This is a genomic window from Pseudomonas aegrilactucae (assembly GCF_019168305.1).
Taxonomy (GTDB): Bacteria; Pseudomonadota; Gammaproteobacteria; order Pseudomonadales; family Pseudomonadaceae; genus Aquipseudomonas; species Aquipseudomonas aegrilactucae.
This window is the reverse complement of the sequence record NZ_JAHTBI010000001.1, coordinates 145,183-160,771: the sequence shown is the minus strand read 5'-3', so window position 1 is coordinate 160,771 and position 15,589 is coordinate 145,183. Positions and strand designations below refer to the sequence as shown.

17 protein-coding genes and 1 pseudogene are annotated in these 15,589 nt (G+C 61.0%); 12 read left to right on the top strand and 6 right to left on the bottom strand.

Features of this window, described 5'->3' with window-relative positions; translation table 11 throughout:
- Positions 1-110: 110 nt before the first annotated feature.
- Positions 111-473, top strand: a complete 363-nt coding sequence (locus KUO17_RS00790) for a cupin domain-containing protein (protein WP_217973152.1) — start codon at positions 111-113, stop codon at positions 471-473.
- 81 nt (positions 474-554) lie between these two features.
- Positions 555-803, top strand: a complete 249-nt coding sequence (locus KUO17_RS00785; protein WP_425274816.1) for a hypothetical protein — start codon at positions 555-557, stop codon at positions 801-803.
- A 68-nt stretch (positions 804-871) separates the two neighbouring features.
- Here the strand turns inward: KUO17_RS00785 and rpmG are convergent, their stop codons facing one another.
- Both rpmG and rpmB read right to left on the bottom strand, forming a co-directional pair.
- On the bottom strand, positions 872-1,027 hold the full coding sequence (gene rpmG / locus KUO17_RS00780; RefSeq protein ID WP_010225867.1) for a 50S ribosomal protein L33: 156 nt from the start codon (positions 1,025-1,027) through the stop codon (positions 872-874).
- A gap of 11 nt (positions 1,028-1,038) precedes the next feature.
- The gene (gene rpmB / locus KUO17_RS00775) at positions 1,039-1,275 is read right to left on the bottom strand and encodes a 50S ribosomal protein L28 (protein WP_163944889.1); all 237 of its coding nucleotides are present in this window, start codon (positions 1,273-1,275) and stop codon (positions 1,039-1,041) included.
- Between the two features lie 362 nt (positions 1,276-1,637).
- Between rpmB and KUO17_RS00770 the strand changes: the two genes are divergently transcribed.
- The 3 genes from KUO17_RS00770 to KUO17_RS00760 all read left to right on the top strand — a co-directional run bounded on the left by KUO17_RS00770 (position 1,638) and on the right by KUO17_RS00760 (position 6,005).
- Complete coding sequence (locus tag KUO17_RS00770) at positions 1,638-3,227, top strand: ABC transporter substrate-binding protein (protein ID WP_217973151.1); 1,590 nt, start codon at positions 1,638-1,640, stop codon at positions 3,225-3,227.
- Positions 3,228-3,334: 107 nt separating this feature from the next.
- On the top strand, positions 3,335-4,750 hold the full coding sequence (locus KUO17_RS00765; protein ID WP_217973150.1) for a PAAR domain-containing protein: 1,416 nt from the start codon (positions 3,335-3,337) through the stop codon (positions 4,748-4,750).
- Positions 4,751-5,297: 547 nt separating this feature from the next.
- Positions 5,298-6,005: a hypothetical protein gene (locus KUO17_RS00760; RefSeq protein ID WP_217973149.1), complete on the top strand. Its 708-nt coding sequence runs from the start codon at positions 5,298-5,300 to the stop codon at positions 6,003-6,005.
- Positions 6,006-6,063: 58 nt separating this feature from the next.
- On the opposite strand, the gene radC is transcribed toward KUO17_RS00760, so the two are convergent.
- On the bottom strand, positions 6,064-6,744 hold the full coding sequence (radC, locus tag KUO17_RS00755; RefSeq protein WP_217973148.1) for a RadC family protein: 681 nt from the start codon (positions 6,742-6,744) through the stop codon (positions 6,064-6,066).
- 135 nt (positions 6,745-6,879) lie between these two features.
- Here radC and coaBC point away from each other — a divergent pair, with 135 nt between their 5' ends.
- From coaBC to argB, 4 genes and pseudogenes are all read left to right on the top strand, one after another.
- Complete coding sequence (gene coaBC / locus KUO17_RS00750) at positions 6,880-8,088, top strand: bifunctional phosphopantothenoylcysteine decarboxylase/phosphopantothenate--cysteine ligase CoaBC (protein ID WP_163944852.1); 1,209 nt, start codon at positions 6,880-6,882, stop codon at positions 8,086-8,088.
- Positions 8,089-8,094: 6 nt separating this feature from the next.
- The gene (dut, locus tag KUO17_RS00745) at positions 8,095-8,550 is read left to right on the top strand and encodes a dUTP diphosphatase (RefSeq protein WP_217973147.1); all 456 of its coding nucleotides are present in this window, start codon (positions 8,095-8,097) and stop codon (positions 8,548-8,550) included.
- Between the two features lie 134 nt (positions 8,551-8,684).
- Positions 8,685-10,061, top strand: a pseudogene (locus tag KUO17_RS00740) (phosphomannomutase/phosphoglucomutase); the annotation flags it as partial.
- A 29-nt stretch (positions 10,062-10,090) separates the two neighbouring features.
- Positions 10,091-10,996, top strand: coding sequence for an acetylglutamate kinase (argB, locus tag KUO17_RS00735; RefSeq protein WP_217973145.1), 906 nt, complete (start codon positions 10,091-10,093; stop codon positions 10,994-10,996).
- Between the two features lie 78 nt (positions 10,997-11,074).
- Here argB and pyrE read toward each other — a convergent pair whose 3' ends face one another.
- A complete protein-coding gene (gene pyrE, locus KUO17_RS00730) occupies positions 11,075-11,716 on the bottom strand; it encodes an orotate phosphoribosyltransferase (RefSeq protein ID WP_217973144.1) in 642 nt (213 codons plus the stop codon).
- Between the two features lie 80 nt (positions 11,717-11,796).
- Here pyrE and KUO17_RS00725 point away from each other — a divergent pair, with 80 nt between their 5' ends.
- Complete coding sequence (locus tag KUO17_RS00725) at positions 11,797-12,576, top strand: exodeoxyribonuclease III (RefSeq protein WP_163944843.1); 780 nt, start codon at positions 11,797-11,799, stop codon at positions 12,574-12,576.
- 148 nt (positions 12,577-12,724) lie between these two features.
- Here the strand turns inward: KUO17_RS00725 and KUO17_RS00720 are convergent, their stop codons facing one another.
- Positions 12,725-13,090, bottom strand: coding sequence for a DUF4870 domain-containing protein (locus KUO17_RS00720; RefSeq protein ID WP_217973143.1), 366 nt, complete (start codon positions 13,088-13,090; stop codon positions 12,725-12,727).
- A gap of 12 nt (positions 13,091-13,102) precedes the next feature.
- Positions 13,103-13,825 carry a ribonuclease PH gene (rph, locus tag KUO17_RS00715; protein WP_217973142.1) on the bottom strand — a complete coding sequence of 241 codons (723 nt, stop codon included), beginning with the start codon at positions 13,823-13,825 and terminating at the stop codon, positions 13,103-13,105.
- A gap of 263 nt (positions 13,826-14,088) precedes the next feature.
- Here rph and KUO17_RS00710 point away from each other — a divergent pair, with 263 nt between their 5' ends.
- Positions 14,089-14,952 carry a YicC/YloC family endoribonuclease gene (locus KUO17_RS00710; protein ID WP_217973141.1) on the top strand — a complete coding sequence of 288 codons (864 nt, stop codon included), beginning with the start codon at positions 14,089-14,091 and terminating at the stop codon, positions 14,950-14,952.
- A gap of 13 nt (positions 14,953-14,965) precedes the next feature.
- A complete protein-coding gene (gmk, locus tag KUO17_RS00705; RefSeq protein WP_217973140.1) occupies positions 14,966-15,586 on the top strand; it encodes a guanylate kinase in 621 nt (206 codons plus the stop codon).
- Positions 15,587-15,589: the final 3 nt, after the last annotated feature.

Below are 15,589 nucleotides of genomic sequence, written 5' to 3'. Positions count from 1 at the left end.
GGCATTCGACACCCTAAACTACTGGCACCCGAATTATCAATATATTTGACATTACATGGCCAAATGCCTAGTGATGTGCACTTTATTTAACATACAGGGGACCCGCACCCATGAACATTCAGCAGATCGTCGATTTTGCCCAGGTACTGACCGAGGCCGAGCGCTACCGCCCCGCCGCCGAAAAAGTGCTCAAGGGTGACCCCGAGCAGGCGGTTTTCAACCATTACTCGAGCCCCTGCGAACAGTTTGCTGCCGGGGTGTGGGAAGGTGAGCTGGGGCAATGGACCGTCAATTACACCGAGCACGAATACTGCGAAATCGTGCAGGGCGTATCGGTACTGCGCGACCAGGAAGGCAACGCGAAAACCCTGCGCGCAGGCGACCGCTTCGTGATTCCGGCCGGCTTCAAGGGCACGTGGGAAGTGCTGGAGAAGTGCCGCAAGATCTACGTGATGTTCGAAGCCAAGGCATAAATAGGTAACGCCACGTAAACCGGTCGCAACGCGAGCATGGCGGGGTCCCTTCGGACATACCTGAACCCAAGGAGCCTCACCATGCAAAAGGATCAACCGGTTGTCTGCCCCCTCGAAGCGCTGCACCTGAGCGATGACGAAGTACTCACCTGTGTCGGGCGCCTGGTCGGCACCCGCTACGTGCCGAGCGTGAAGGCCTACATCAGCGAGCTTACCGGGCGCACGCGCGTGGTCGGCATCGGCGAGATGTCGACCCGGGAAATAGACCCGAGCCGCGTCAACATCAGCGGTAACGAGGCAGGCCTGATCACCGGGTTGCATTTCGGCTGATCAGAAAAACGCCACAAAAAAAGGCCCGCATCGTGAGATGCGGGCCTTTTTTCGTCAGCCGGGATCAATTACTTGATCTTGGCTTCCTTGTAGATCACGTGCTTGCGAACAACCGGATCGAATTTTTTGATTTCGATTTTGTCCGGAGTGGTGCGCTTGTTCTTGTCGGTGGTGTAGAAGTGGCCGGTATTAGCGGTCGACACCAGACGGATCAATTCACGCATGATTCTCTCCCTTAGACCTTGGCGCCGTTACGGCGAATTTCGAGCAGCACGACATCAATGCCACGCTTGTCGATGATACGCATGCCTTTGGCAGAAACGCGCAGACGCACGAAACGCTTCTCCGACTCGACCCAGAAGCGGTGATGCTGCAGGTTCGGCAGGAAACGACGACGGGTTTTGTTATTCGCGTGGGAAATGTTATTCCCGGTTACCGGACCCTTACCGGTAACTTGACAGACTCTCGACATGCCTCAGCCCTCTAAAACCACATGCCCAACCCGGCATGGGTTGGCCGCTTAATCTCTCAGTCTTTGGCGCCAGGCGCCGTGTTTCTTCAGGGTCTTATCGACAACATCAGCGGATGCGACGCACCGAGCCCCTAGAAAAGAGCGCTGCTTTATACCAGAAAGACTGGAGCACAACAACAGAATATCTGCTTTGGCGCGCCTTATTGCCCCCTCGCGCCACGCAGATGCGGGCGTGTGCACGGATTGACCGCTCGTCGCAAGATTCCTGAAAAAGGGGTTGGCGATTTGCAGCCGGGCACACTAGGGTAGGACTTTTCCAGACTGCAACGGCAGATGGGCCATTGTTCAGCCAAGGAGTCACCATGCGTCGTGCCGCCATCCCCCTGTTGCTCGCAACGCTGCTCAGCCCCGTACTGGCGCAGGCAGGCGCCTTGAGCGTGTGTACAGAGGCCAGCCCCGAAGGGTTCGACGTGGTGCAGTATAACGCGCTGACCACCACCAATGCCTCGGCCGACGTGCTGATGAACCGCCTGGTGGAATTCGACGCGACCAGCGGCAGGGTGGTGCCGAGCCTGGCCGACAGCTGGACGGTGTCGGCCGACGGGCTGGTGTACGACTTCAAGCTGCACCCGGGGGTCAAGTTTCACAGCACCAGCTACTTCAAGCCCAGCCGCGAGCTGAGCGCCGACGACGTGCTGTTCAGCTTCCAGCGCATGCTCTACCCCGCCCACTCCTGGCACAAGGTCGCGCAGAGCGGCTACCCGCACGCGCAGTCGCTGCAGTTGCCCAGCCTGATCAAGCAGGTCGAGGCCCCCGACCCGTTGACCGTGCGCTTTACCCTCGACCACGCGGACGCGACCTTCCTCGCCACCCTGAGCATGGGCTTTGCCTCGATCTATTCGGCCGAGTACGCCGACCAGTTGCTCAAGGCCGGTACACCGGAGAAGCTCAACAGCCAGCCGATCGGCACCGGGCCATTCGTGTTCCAGCGCTTCCAGAAGGACGCCGTGATCCGCTACCGCGCCAATGCCGAGTACTTTGCCGGCAAGCCGCAGGTCGACCCGCTGATCTTCGCCATCACCCCCGACGCCAACGTGCGTCTGCAGAAGCTGCGGCGCAACGAGTGCCAGATTGCCTTGTCGCCCAAGCCGCTGGACATTGCGGCGGCCGCTGAGGATGCGAACCTCAAGGTCGAGAAGACCGAGGCATTCATGACCGCCTTCGTCGCCATCAACAGCCAGCATCCGCCACTGGACAAGGTTGAAGTGCGCCAGGCGATCAACCTGGCCTTCGACAAGGCCAGCTACCTCAAGGCCGTGTTCGAAGGCACGGCGGTGGCTGCCGATGGCCCCTTCCCGCCCAACACCTGGAGCTATGCCAAGGACCTGCCGGGCTACCCGACCGACGTGGCCAAGGCCCGTGCACTGCTGGCCAAGGCCGGTGTGCCGGACGGCTTCAGCACCACGATCTGGACGCGCCCCTCGGGCAGCCTGCTCAACCCCAACCCGAGCCTGGGCGCACAGCTGCTGCAGGCAGACCTGGAAAAGATCGGGATCAAGGCCGAGATTCGCGTGATCGAATGGGGCGAGCTGATTCGCCGCGCCAAGGCGGGCGAGCATGACCTGCTGTTCATGGGCTGGGCAGGCGACAACGGTGACCCGGACAACTTCCTCAGCCCGCAATTTGCCTGCTCGGCCGTCAAGTCCGGGACCAACTTCGCACGCTATTGCGACCCACGCCTGGATCAGTTGATCAGCGCCGGCAAGACCACCAACGACCAGAGCGTGCGCAGCCGGCTGTACCAGCAGGCCCAGGGGCTGATCCAGCAGCAGGCGTTGTGGCTGCCGCTGGCGCACCCCACTGCCGCCGTACTGATGCGCAAGGACGTCGAGGGCTACACGGTGAGCCCGTTCGGGCGGCAGGATTTCGCCACGGTGAAGACCGCACGCTGATCCCATTGCGCTGGGTCAAGCCGGTTCAGACGCGTCCTACATCAACGCCTGCAGGTTCTTGATAGCGTCCTTTGGCAACCCCAAAGGGCACTACAGGAACTTGACCCATGGCGTATCTGATCAGAGAAGGTGACCCCACCACGACCGGCGGCAGGGTGCTGGCCGGCTATGCGCCGATGACCGTCGAGGGGTGCGCCGCAGCTCGCATCACCGACCCGGTGTGGTGCCCGGCTTGCCAGCGTGTGGGGCAGATTGCCGAGGGGCATCCTGGCTTTATGTGCGGCGACCAGGGCGCCGCGCTAGAGGGCTATCAAGTGGCCTGTGGCTGCCCTGAGGGCAGCAATCGCCTGATCGCGACGCAGGCTTTCTTCCAGGTGGAAGACCTGCCCCCAAACCGCATTGCAGCTCGGGCTGCGCCCGTGGGGCAGGCGATCACGCCCCAATGGGCACACTCGATCAGGCAGCATGAGGTGGCCAACCAGCCGTTGCCTGGCGCCTTGGCGCCCCACCAGGCGCCGCAGTCGGTGGCAGAGCCGGGGTTCCATATCGTCCAGACGCCGATCAGCCGGGGGGCACTGGAGACGATTCTGTTCGGCACTGCCGATCCTGCCTTGCTGGCGCATTTTCGGCGGCTCAACCCGCAGCTCACCGAGTATGCCAAGCCCGGGCAACTGATCGTGCTGAGCGACCCGCTCAACCAGCAGTGCGGCCGCGAAGAAGCGATATTGATGGAAGCTGCGGCGGTGGTGAACGATGCGCTGGCGCCGATGAGCGATGAAGAGGCGGCATTCATGGTGCGCCATCAAGGGGAGATTGCGGCGATGTTGGCGTCGACGGCGACGTCTATTGGGGTGGTGACAGCGATGGCTGAGAGCCATCTCAAAGCCGTCAAAAGCGTATTACTCGAAATCGAAGAGCTGCATAAAAAGTACTTTAACCGCAATGGCAACTTGCGCAGCAAGGCCTTCTTTGCCGAACGTCAGTCATTGTTCACGAAGTTGGATGTACATCTGGATCATCTGACAAGGAAAGGCATAGGTCTTCCAGACCACCCCAACCTTAAACATGCACTGGGCATATCAAGCCGCAGCTTGGTTCATCACTGGAGTAATGCTGGAGCAGCCGGTCAAATTCCTGGCTACGCAACACATATTTCGGCAGCTTCAAAGGCGGCAAAATATATGGCTTGGGGTGGATGGGTGGGTGTCGCGGTAGGTAGCGGGGCTTCTTATTTGAAAGTCCAGGATGTGTGTTCTGCGGGGAGAACGACGGCATGTAAAAAAGTAAGATTCACGGAAAGTGGTAGCTTCATTGGAAGCACACTGCTCAGTGCCGCTGCTTCGGGCGTGCTGAGTGGTCACCTTGGCGCGAGGGCCTGCTTGGCAATCGGTGCATCCACCGGAGGTTGGGGTGGCGTAGTATGCGCCGCGGTAGTGGTCGGAGCTGGAGCCTATGCCGGAACAAAAACAGGTGAAGTGTTAGGCGAAACGGCAGGGGAACTTATATATGAATACCAGAAATGATAATTAACAATCTCGCCTATACAGTCTTCGCCATGCTGTGCATCCCGGTATTAGGTGCAATCTTCCTGCTACTTTGTGTGTTTTTATACATTAGCAGGAGATATTCAACTGCGATATTGGCACACCTCCAGAACTGCCCTGCAGTAGACCAAAGAAAATTTCTTTTGCGCATGGGAATATGGGGCAGGATTGTTTTTGTCGGCTCAGTATCAAGTTTTTTGGCGTTCCCTAAGTCCCTGGTACAGAAGGGTGCGCTCTGTGCCAACGACATAGAAAATTTCCCATCCACACTCAAAAAAACACTTGTTGCCCTTCACCATGTCAACTGGATTCTATTGCTCTGCGCAGGCACTTGCGCCATGGGTGTGGCAATATCCAGAATAGCGTTAAATTTTTAGCGTGCCGTGGCACCGCTTAATCATCTTCATCGGACAGATTCATGGATTATGAAAATCTCTTCAAAATAGCTATGCTACTACTTTGCACTACATTGATAGTTGGGCTATTCGTCGCTAGCGCGATTTGCACCTATATCACAAAATTTCGAATGAGCGACATTCCCGAATATTTCATAAACCACCCATTGACCAAACGAGATGGGTATAGCCCTCTGTTCAACTTCAGCTGGAAATACTGGGCAATCCAAAGTATCTCAGGGATGCTGGCTCATCCAACATTTCTTGTCGAGACCGGTGCGCTAAGCGCCGACAACATTAAAAACTTCCCCTCCGACCTCAAAAAACTTCTAATCCTTACTCATCACCTTAAACTTTTCTATCTCGTCAACATTACACTGATAGCAGTCACCCTTCAGTTACTGGAGGCCGTTCGATACCCAGGCAACTTGAACGAATTAAAATTTGGAGATTTCAGCTATCCCTACACCCCCTACCTGACAGCTCTACTACTAGAAATAGTGTGTATAGTCTCGATATTCATAGTGGGGGTAATGTATAAAAAATCGGCAAGCCTAATCATACAAACGTCCAACCATCACTTAAGCAACTGCACAGCAATCATCACTCGGCAAAGCATGATCCATTCGGCTGAATTTGGAAGAATATTATTCTGCGTGTGCGTGGCAACACTTATAACGCACTCAACATTCTTCATAAAAACCGGGACACTACATGCCGCAGACGTTAAATCTTTCCCGACCTCGCTCAAGGCCAAACTGATAATCGGCCATTACCTGCTCCTGGCATCGTTCGCCGGGCTTGCCTTTTCAATCATTGCATTAAAGCTCCTCGACTGAACTACAAAGCGTGGGCCGACGCTTTATGCAAACATAGTTTGGCCCACGCATAGCCCCTTCAAGCAGCAAACCACCCCCGCTCCACCATCGACAACGGCTCCCCGTCCCCGATGATGATGTGATCCAGCACCCGCACCTCGATCAAACTCAACGCCTCTTGCAAACGCAACGTCAGGCTCAGGTCTGCCTGGCTTGGCTCTGGAACACCTGAGGGGTGGTTGTGACACAGGATCAGCGCCGCCGCATTCCTGGCCAGGGCTCGCTTGACAACCTCTCGGGGGTAGACATTGGCACTGCTGATTGACCCACGAAACAACGCTTCGAAACCTAGTGGACGGTGCTTGGTATCCAGGTACAGACAGCCAAACACCTCGCTTTCTTCGTGCCGCAGCATTGATTTCAGATAGCGCCGTACTGCCCCCGGGCTCTGCAACGCCGGGTCGCGAATGATGGTCTCGGCCAGATGCCGCCGACCAATCTCCATCACCGCCTGCAACTGCGCATACTTCGCCGGCCCCAACCCCAACTCGCGCTGGAACGTCTTCTGGTCCGACTCCAGCAACTGGCGCAACCCGCCAAACTGCTGCAGCAGGTGGCGCGCAAGGTCCACCGCGCTTTTACCCGCCACCCCCGTGCGCAGGAACACCGCCAGCAACTCGGCATCCGACAGGCTCCCTGCTCCACGCTCCAGCAACTTCTCTCGCGGACGTTCCGCCGCCGGCCAATCCCTGATCCCCATACCCGTCCCTCTGTCTGTGTGTGGCTGCTCCCCGTTTCAGCCCTGTGATATCGTAGCGGCCTCTTTTTACGCGACGATTCGGCCTGGGGAGGCGTCGTCGCCGCGTGCAAACACTGATCAAACAAAGGCAAGCCTATGCAGCGGCTGTATCGGAAACGCATCGTTCTTGGCGTCGGCGGCGGCATCGCCGCCTACAAGAGCGCCGAGCTGGTTCGCCGACTCCTGGAGCACGGCGCGCAAGTGCGCGTCGTCATGACCCACGGCGGGGCCGAGTTCATCACCCCGTTGACCATGCAGGCCCTGTCCGGGCACCCCGTGCACATGGACCTGCTCGACCCCGCCGCAGAAGCCGCGATGGGCCATATCGAGCTGGCCAAATGGGCCGACCTGGTGCTGATCGCACCGGCTACCGCCGACCTGATCGCGCGACTGGCACAAGGTGTGGCCAACGACCTGCTGACCACCCTGGTACTGGCCACCGACGCCACCGTGGCGCTGGCACCGGCCATGAACCAGGCCATGTGGCGCGACCCGGCCACCCAGGCCAACCTGCAACTGCTGCAAAGCCGCGATATCCAGGTGTTCGGCCCGGCCTCCGGCAGCCAGGCCTGTGGCGATGTGGGCCTTGGCCGCATGCTCGAAGCCACGGACCTGGCCTGGTGCGCCGCCGAGACCTTCAAGCGCCAGTCGCTGACCGGCAAGCACGTGCTGATTACCGCCGGCCCCACCCAGGAAAACATCGACCCGGTGCGCTATATCACCAATCATAGCTCGGGCAAGATGGGCTTCGCCCTGGCAGAAGCGGCGGTCGAAGCCGGTGCTCGGGTGACCCTGGTAACGGGCCCTGTGCACCTGCCGACACCTGACCGGGTCACCCGCATCGACGTGGTGAGCGCGCGGGACATGCTCGCCGCGTGTGAAGCGGCGATTCCCTGCGATGTCTTCATCGCGTCGGCCGCGGTGGCAGACTACCGCCCGGAGGTCGTCGCCCCGCAAAAACTCAAGAAAGACCCTACGACCGGCGATGGCCTGTTACTGCAGATGGTGCGCAACCCGGACATTCTGGCCACCATCGCCACCCGCCCCGATCGCCCGTTCAGCGTCGGCTTTGCCGCCGAAACCGAACACCTGCTCGATTACGCCGCGCGCAAGCTCAAGGACAAGAACCTCGACCTGATCGTCGCCAATGACGTGGCCAACCCCAGCATCGGCTTCAACAGCGAGGAAAACGCCTGCAGCGTGATCGATCGCCAACTTCACGCCACCCTTTTCGCGCAGACCAGCAAGGGCAAGATCGCCCGCCAGCTGGTTGCCTTCATCGCCGAACGTCTCAACCAGGTTTAATTCTGCATGCACGCCCTACAAGCCAAGATTCTCGACCCACGCATCGGCAGCGAATTCCCGCTGCCCCAGTACGCCACCCCAGGCTCTGCCGGCCTCGACCTGCGCGCGATGCTCCAGCAAGACACCGTGCTGGAGCCCGGCCAGACCCTGCTGATCCCTACCGGCCTGTCGATCTATGTCGGCGATCCGGGCCTGGCGGCACTGATCCTGCCGCGCTCAGGCCTGGGCCACAAACACGGCATCGTGCTGGGCAACCTGGTCGGCCTGATCGACTCGGACTACCAGGGCGAGTTGATGGTGTCGTGCTGGAACCGCGGCCAGACCCCGTTCACCATCGCCATCGGCGAGCGTATCGCCCAACTGGTGCTGGTACCGGTGGTGCAGGCGCATTTCGACATCGTCGAGACCTTCGATGAAACCCAGCGCGGTGCCGGCGGCTTCGGTCATTCGGGCAGCCATTGATCTGTCGGTAGCCTGCCTCGCGCCAAGGACGGCGAACTCTCTGGCGAAACAGCCGTCCAAGCGTTCAACTTGAGCCTGCCCCGCATGCCTATGAACCTGGAGCCCCAGAGATGAATGATATGGCACACCTGGTACCCGCACTGCCCGCAAGCATCTTCCGCGCCTACGACATCCGCGGCGTGGTCGGCGAAGGCCTGACCGCTGAAACTGCCTACTGGATCGGCCGCGCCATCGGTGCCCAGAGCCTGGCCCAGGGCGAGCCGAACGTCTCGGTCGGCCGTGACGGCCGCCTGTCAGGCCCGATGCTGGTCGAGCAATTGATCCGCGGCCTGGCCGAAGCCGGCTGCACCGTCAGCGACGTCGGCCTGGTTCCTACCCCCGCCTTGTACTACGCCGCCAACGTGCTGGCCGGCAAGTCCGGCGTGATGCTCACTGGCAGCCACAACCCGCCGAATTACAACGGTTTCAAGATCGTCATCGCCGGCGACACCCTGGCCAACGAACAGATCCAGGCCCTGCTGGTCCGCCTGCAGACCAACGACCTGAGCCGCGGCGAAGGCAGCGTCCAGCAGGTCGAGATCCTCGACCGCTATTTCACCCAGATCACCGGCGACATCAAGCTGGCGAAGAAACTCAAGGTGGTGGTGGACTGCGGCAACGGCGCTGCCGGCGTGATCGCACCGCAGCTGATCGAAGCGCTGGGCTGCGAGATGATCCCGCTGTTCTGCGACGTGGACGGCAACTTCCCCAACCATCACCCGGACCCCGGCAAGCCGGAAAACCTGGTGGACCTGATTGCCAAGGTCAAGGAAACCGGCGCTGACCTGGGCCTGGCGTTCGACGGTGACGGCGACCGCGTAGGCGTGGTGACCAACACCGGCAGTATCGTCTACCCTGACCGGCTGCTGATGCTGTTCGCCCAGGACGTACTGGCGCGCAATCCGGGTGCCGAGATCATCTTCGACGTCAAGTGCACCCGCCGCCTGACCCCGCTGATCGAGCAGTACGGCGGCCGCGCGCTGATGTGGAAGACCGGTCACTCGTTGATCAAGAAGAAGATGAAGCAGACCGGCGCCCTGCTGGCCGGCGAGATGAGCGGCCACATCTTCATCAAGGAACGCTGGTACGGTTTTGACGACGGTATCTACAGCGCCGCCCGCCTGCTGGAGATCCTGAGCAAGGCCGATACCGACGCCGAAACACTGTTCGCGGCGTTCCCGAACGATATTTGCACCCCGGAAATCAACATTGATGTGACGGACGAGGGTAAATTCAGCATCATTGAGGCACTGCAACGCGACGCCGACTGGGGCCAAGACGCCAACCTCACCACCATTGACGGTGTGCGGGTCGACTACCCCAACGGCTGGGGCCTGGTTCGCGCCTCCAATACCACGCCGGTGCTGGTGCTGCGCTTCGAGGCCGACAGCGAAGCCGAGCTGCAGCGAATCAAGGACGTGTTCCTTGCCCAGCTCAAGCGCGTTGCCCCTGATCTGCAACCCACGTTCTGACCGACCCCTTGTTCCCACTGGAGCCCTGCATGACCCTCGATCGCGATGCCGCCACCCATGTCGCCCAGGTACTGTCCGAAGCGCTGCCTTACATCCGCCGCTTTGTCGGCAAGACGCTGGTGATCAAGTACGGCGGCAACGCGATGGAGAGCGAAGAGCTCAAGACCGGCTTTGCCCGTGACATCGTGCTGATGAAGGCGGTCGGCATCAACCCGGTGGTGGTGCACGGCGGCGGCCCGCAGATCGGTGATCTGCTCAAGCGCCTGTCGATCGAGAGCCACTTCATCGATGGCATGCGCGTGACCGATGCGCAGACCATGGACGTGGTCGAGATGGTGCTGGGCGGCCAGGTGAACAAGGACATCGTCAACCTGATCAACCGTCATGGCGGCAGCGCCATCGGCCTGACCGGCAAGGACGCCGAGCTGATTCGTGCGAAGAAGCTCACCGTCACCCGTCAGACGCCAGAGATGACCACCCCTGAAATCATCGACATCGGCCATGTGGGCGAAGTGGTGGGGGTGAATACCGACCTGCTGAACATGCTGGTGAAGGGCGATTTCATCCCGGTGATCGCGCCGATCGGCGTGGGCGCCAACGGCGAGTCGTACAACATCAACGCCGACCTGGTGGCAGGCAAGGTGGCCGAAGCGCTGAAAGCCGAGAAGCTGATGCTGCTGACCAACATCGCCGGCCTGATGGACAAGCAAGGCACCGTGCTCACGGGCCTGACCACCGAGCAGGTCAATGAGCTGATCGCGGACGGCACCATCTACGGCGGCATGCTGCCCAAGATTCGTTGCGCGCTGGAAGCGGTGCAAGGTGGCGTGCACAGCTCGCACATCATCGATGGCCGTGTACCGAATGCGGTGCTGCTGGAGATCTTCACCGACAGCGGTGTGGGCACCCTGATCACCAACCGCAAGCCGCGTTGACGCATTCGCCGGCCTTGCCGGCGAATCGGCCCTCACAGGCACAAAAAAGGCGACCCTCGGGTCGCCTTTTTCATTGCTTCAGATACCGTACTGGGCCCGGTAGGCCTCAACTGCCGGCAAATGCTGCTTGAGCGCCGGGTCGTCGGCGAGGAACTGCAGCACCTGGGTCAGCGACACGATGCTGACCACCGGAATGCCGAAGTCGCGCTCAACTTCCTGGATCGCCGACAACTCGCCGTTGCCGCGCTCCTGGCGGTTCAGCGCGATCAGCACGCCAGCGGCCTTGGCCTGCTGGCCCTGGATGATCTGCATCACCTCACGGATGGCAGTACCGGCCGTGATCACGTCGTCGATGATCAACACGTCACCGGCCAGCGGCGAGCCCACCAGGCTACCGCCCTCGCCGTGCGCCTTGGCTTCCTTGCGGTTGAAGCACCACGGCACGTCGAGCCCATGGTGCTCGGCCAACTGCACCGCCGTCGCGGCCGCCAGGGGAATACCCTTGTAGGCCGGGCCGAACAGCACGTCGAACGGGATCTTGCTGTCGACAATCGCCGCTGCATAGAACCGGCCGAGCTGGGCCAGGGCGGAACCTGTGTTGAACAGGCCAGCATTGAAGAAATACGGGCTGGTGCGGCCCGACTTGAGGGTGAACTCACCGAAGCGCAGAACCCCACGATCGATGGCAAAACGAATGAATTCGCGCTGATACGGCTGCATGAAGAGTCCCGGATACCACGGATTTAGCTAAATGAGTACAGCTCGGGTATCATACACGCACGAGATTTTTGGGGCCATTTATGCGGATCATCAGTGTGAACGTTAATGGCATTCAGGCTGCCGTTGAGCGTGGTTTGCTCAGCTGGCTACAAGCCCAGAATGCCGACGTCATCTGCCTTCAGGATACCCGCGCCTCGGCCTTTGAACTCGACGACCCAGCTTTCCAGCTCGATGGCTACTTCCTTTATGCCTGCGATGCAGAAGTACCAGCCCAAGGCGGCGTGGCGCTCTACTCGCGTTTGCAGCCCAAGGCAGTCATCAGCGGCCTGGGCTTCGAGACAGCCGATCGCTACGGGCGTTACCTGCAGGCCGATTTCGACAAAGTCAGTATTGCCACCTTGCTGTTGCCCTCGGGCATGAACGGCGACGAAGACCTCAACCAGAAGTTCAAGTTGATGGACGACTTCGGCAAGTACCTGGACAAGCAGCGCCGCAAGCGCCGCGAGTACATCTACTGCGGGTCGCTGTATGTGGCGCAGCAGAAGCTCGACGTGAAGAACTGGCGCGACGGCCAGCAGTCGCCGGGGTTCCTGGCGCCTGAGCGGGCGTGGATGGACGAGATCGTCGGCAACATGGGCTATGTCGATGCGTTGCGCGAAGTCAGCCGTGAGGGCGACCAGTACAGCTGGTGGCCAGACAACGAGCAGGCCGAGATGCTCAACCTGGGCTGGCGCTTCGACTACCAGCTGCTGACCCCGGGCCTGCGCCGCTTTGTACGCACAGCACGCCTGCCACGTCAGCCACGCTTCTCCCAGCATGCGCCACTGATCGTGGACTATGACTGGACGCTGACGATCTGATCGTTCAGCCACAAAAAAGCCGACGTCGTGTCGGCTTTTTTGTACTTGTCTTTCGGGCCCCTTCGCTGGCAAGCCAGCTCCCACAGAGGCCGCGGTGCACGCAAAACCCTGTGGGAGCTGGCTTGCCAGCGAAGAGAACGCTGCGGTTTCAGGCCAGTACACGCCAGGCCAGCGGATAACGAAAGGCCTTGCCCTGCCTGACGTTGAACGCCGCAATGATGATCAACACCGCCACGCCCAGCGAAATGATGGTCAGCGCCAGCTTCGCCATCGGTACGGTGAAGGCCACGATGCACACCATGCCCAGCAGCGTCATGGTCAGCTGGAAGTTGACCGCCTCCTTGCCCTGGGCATCGACGAAGGGGTCGACGCCGCGCTTGAACCACCACAACACCAACGGCGCGATCAGGTTGGCAAATGGCACAATCATCCCGGCAGCGGCCGCCAGATGGCACAGCATGCCCCAGTGACGCGCAGCATCACTGGGCACGACCACGTTGGACTCCTCGACCATGACAGCTCCTGATCAGTCAGCCAGCGCCGCCTGCTGCAGCTCGAACAGGTCGGTCATGCCCTTTTGCGCCAGCGCCAGCATGGCGTTGAGCTCTTCAGGCTGGAACGGTGCGCCTTCGGCGGTGCCCTGCACTTCGATGAAACCACCGGCGCTGGTCATCACCACGTTCAGGTCGGTCTCGGCGGCCGAGTCTTCCGGGTAATCCAGGTCCAGTACCGCTTCACCCTGGTACATGCCCACCGACACGGCGGCGATCATGTGCTTGATCGGGTCGCCACCCTTGAGGCCGCCACGCTTCTTGACCACACGCAGGGCATCGACCAGTGCCACCATGGAACCGGTGATCGACGCGGTGCGGGTACCACCGTCAGCCTGGATCACGTCGCAGTCGACGTACAGGGTGATGTCGCCCAGCTTGCTCATGTCCAGCGCAGCGCGCAGCGAGCGGCCGATCAGGCGCTGGATTTCGAGGGTGCGACCACCCTGCTTGCCACGGCTGGCTTCACGCTGGTTACGCTCACCGGTAGCACGCGGCAGCATGCCATATTCGGCAGTCAGCCAGCCTTGGCCCTGGCCCTTGAGGAAGCGCGGCACGCCATTTTCGACGCTGACCGTGCAGATGACCTTGGTGTCACCGAACTCGACCAGTACAGACCCCTCGGCGTGTTTGGTGTAGTTGCGGGTGATGCGGATCGGGCGCAGCTGATCGGCAACGCGACCACTTGGACGTTTCATTTGGGCTACCTGTACTGGATATGAATCTGCCCGGCATTATAGGGCCACAGGACCCCGCTGGACATGCCTGTGGCCAAATCCCGGGCCAGCCGATCGCCGGTACTGGCTGCGCAAAGCCGCCACCTGACCACGCTGGTCGGGTTTTCCCGCTGCCTGCGCGGCGTTTTGTACCATCAGCGCATTGGGAGCCAGCGCCGCACTGCGCTACAATCCTGCGCCTTTGCAGCCTGTCGGGTTGCACCCTTACCTGCGAGGTATCTCCCATGGTGCACAGCATGACCGCCTTCGCCCGCGTCGAGCAGGCCGGGACCCAAGGCACCCTGATCTGGGAACTGCGCTCGGTCAACCATCGCTACCTCGAGCCTCACCTGCGCCTGCCCGAAGCCCTGCGCGACCTCGAAGGCGCCGTGCGTGAAGCGCTGCGCCAGGGTCTGTCGCGCGGCAAGGTCGAATGTACCTTGCGCTTCAACGAAGAGAACGCCGGCAAGCCGCTGCAGGTCGACCGCGAGCGCGCCGCGCAACTGGTCGCCGCCGCCGAGACCGTGGCCAGCCTGATCAAGCAGCCGGCCGCGCTCAACCCGCTCGAAGTGCTGGCCTGGCCAGGCGTGCTGGTGGCCGACGCCAGCGACCCGCAAGCGCTCAACAGCGAAGCCATGCAACTGTTCGAACAGGCCCTGCAAGAGCTCAAGAATGGCCGTAACCGCGAAGGCGCCGAACTGGCGCGCCTGATCAACGAGCGCCTGGACAGCATGAGCGAGGAAGTCACCACACTGCGCGCGCTGGTGCCGCAGATGCTCGCCGCCCAGCGTCAGAAGGTGCTGGATCGCTTTGCCGACATGCAGGCCGAACTCGACCCGCAGCGCCTGGAACAAGAGATGGTGATGCTGGCGCAGAAAAGTGACGTGGCCGAAGAGCTCGACCGCCTCAGCACCCACGTCACCGAGGTGCGTCGCGTGCTCAAGTCGGGCGGCGCCGCCGGCCGACGCCTGGACTTCCTGATGCAGGAACTCAACCGCGAAGCCAACACCCTGGGCTCCAAAGCCTTCGACACACGCAGCACCCAATCGGCGGTCAACCTCAAGGTGCTGATCGAGCAGATGCGTGAACAAGTACAGAACATCGAGTAAGGCCACCCCTACCATGACCCACTGCAGCGGCACCCTCTTCATCGTCTCGGCCCCTTCTGGCGCCGGCAAGACCAGCCTGGTCAACATGCTGACCACCGAGCTCAACCACATTCGCGTGTCGGTGTCGCACACCACCCGTGCCATGCGCCCGGGCGAAGCCGATGGGGTGAACTACCACTTCGTCGACCGCGCCGCGTTCGATCGCATGATCGCCCAGGGCGACTTCCTGGAGCAGGCCGAGGTCTTCGGCAACTGCTACGGTACCTCGCGCAGCGCATTGCAGCACACCCTCGACCAAGGGCACGACCTGATTCTGGAAATCGACTGGCAGGGTGCACAGCAGGTGCGCGAGCTGATGCCCGAGGCACGCTCGATCTTCATCCTGCCGCCCAGCCAGCAGGCCCTGCGCCAGCGCCTGACCAACCGCGGCACCGACAGCGACGAGATCATCGAAGGGCGCATGCGCGAAGCCGTCAGCGAGATGGAGCACTACGACGAGTACGAGTTCGTCATCATCAACGACGACTTCGCCACCGCCCTGGAAGACCTCAAGGCGGTGTTCCGTGCCAACCGCCTGCAGCGCTCGCAGCAGCAACAGCGCCACACCGAGCTGCTCACGCAATTGCTTGCCTGAGCA

Bases quoted from the DNA above. Each gene is read 5' to 3' on its own strand.
- KUO17_RS00790 (WP_217973152.1), top strand. From the start codon at position 111: ATGAACATTCAGCAGATCGTCGATTTTGCCCAGGTACTGACCGAGGCC.
- KUO17_RS00785 (WP_425274816.1), top strand. From the start codon at position 555: ATGCAAAAGGATCAACCGGTTGTCTGCCCCCTCGAAGCGCTGCACCTG.
- KUO17_RS00765 (WP_217973150.1), top strand. From the start codon at position 3,335: ATGGCGTATCTGATCAGAGAAGGTGACCCCACCACGACCGGCGGCAGG.
- KUO17_RS00760 (WP_217973149.1), top strand. From the start codon at position 5,298: ATGAGCGACATTCCCGAATATTTCATAAACCACCCATTGACCAAACGA.
- rph (WP_217973142.1), bottom strand. From the start codon at position 13,825: ATGAAACGTCCAAGTGGTCGCGTTGCCGATCAGCTGCGCCCGATCCGC.
- coaBC (WP_163944852.1), top strand. From the start codon at position 6,880: ATGCAGCGGCTGTATCGGAAACGCATCGTTCTTGGCGTCGGCGGCGGC.
- KUO17_RS00725 (WP_163944843.1), top strand. From the start codon at position 11,797: ATGCGGATCATCAGTGTGAACGTTAATGGCATTCAGGCTGCCGTTGAG.
- KUO17_RS00710 (WP_217973141.1), top strand. From the start codon at position 14,089: ATGGTGCACAGCATGACCGCCTTCGCCCGCGTCGAGCAGGCCGGGACC.
- KUO17_RS00770 (WP_217973151.1), top strand. From the start codon at position 1,638: ATGCGTCGTGCCGCCATCCCCCTGTTGCTCGCAACGCTGCTCAGCCCC.
- KUO17_RS00720 (WP_217973143.1), bottom strand. From the start codon at position 13,090: ATGGTCGAGGAGTCCAACGTGGTCGTGCCCAGTGATGCTGCGCGTCAC.
- dut (WP_217973147.1), top strand. From the start codon at position 8,095: ATGCACGCCCTACAAGCCAAGATTCTCGACCCACGCATCGGCAGCGAA.
- rpmG (WP_010225867.1), bottom strand. From the start codon at position 1,027: ATGCGTGAATTGATCCGTCTGGTGTCGACCGCTAATACCGGCCACTTC.
- radC (WP_217973148.1), bottom strand. From the start codon at position 6,744: ATGGGGATCAGGGATTGGCCGGCGGCGGAACGTCCGCGAGAGAAGTTG.
- argB (WP_217973145.1), top strand. From the start codon at position 10,091: ATGACCCTCGATCGCGATGCCGCCACCCATGTCGCCCAGGTACTGTCC.
- rpmB (WP_163944889.1), bottom strand. From the start codon at position 1,275: ATGTCGAGAGTCTGTCAAGTTACCGGTAAGGGTCCGGTAACCGGGAAT.
- gmk (WP_217973140.1), top strand. From the start codon at position 14,966: ATGACCCACTGCAGCGGCACCCTCTTCATCGTCTCGGCCCCTTCTGGC.
- pyrE (WP_217973144.1), bottom strand. From the start codon at position 11,716: ATGCAGCCGTATCAGCGCGAATTCATTCGTTTTGCCATCGATCGTGGG.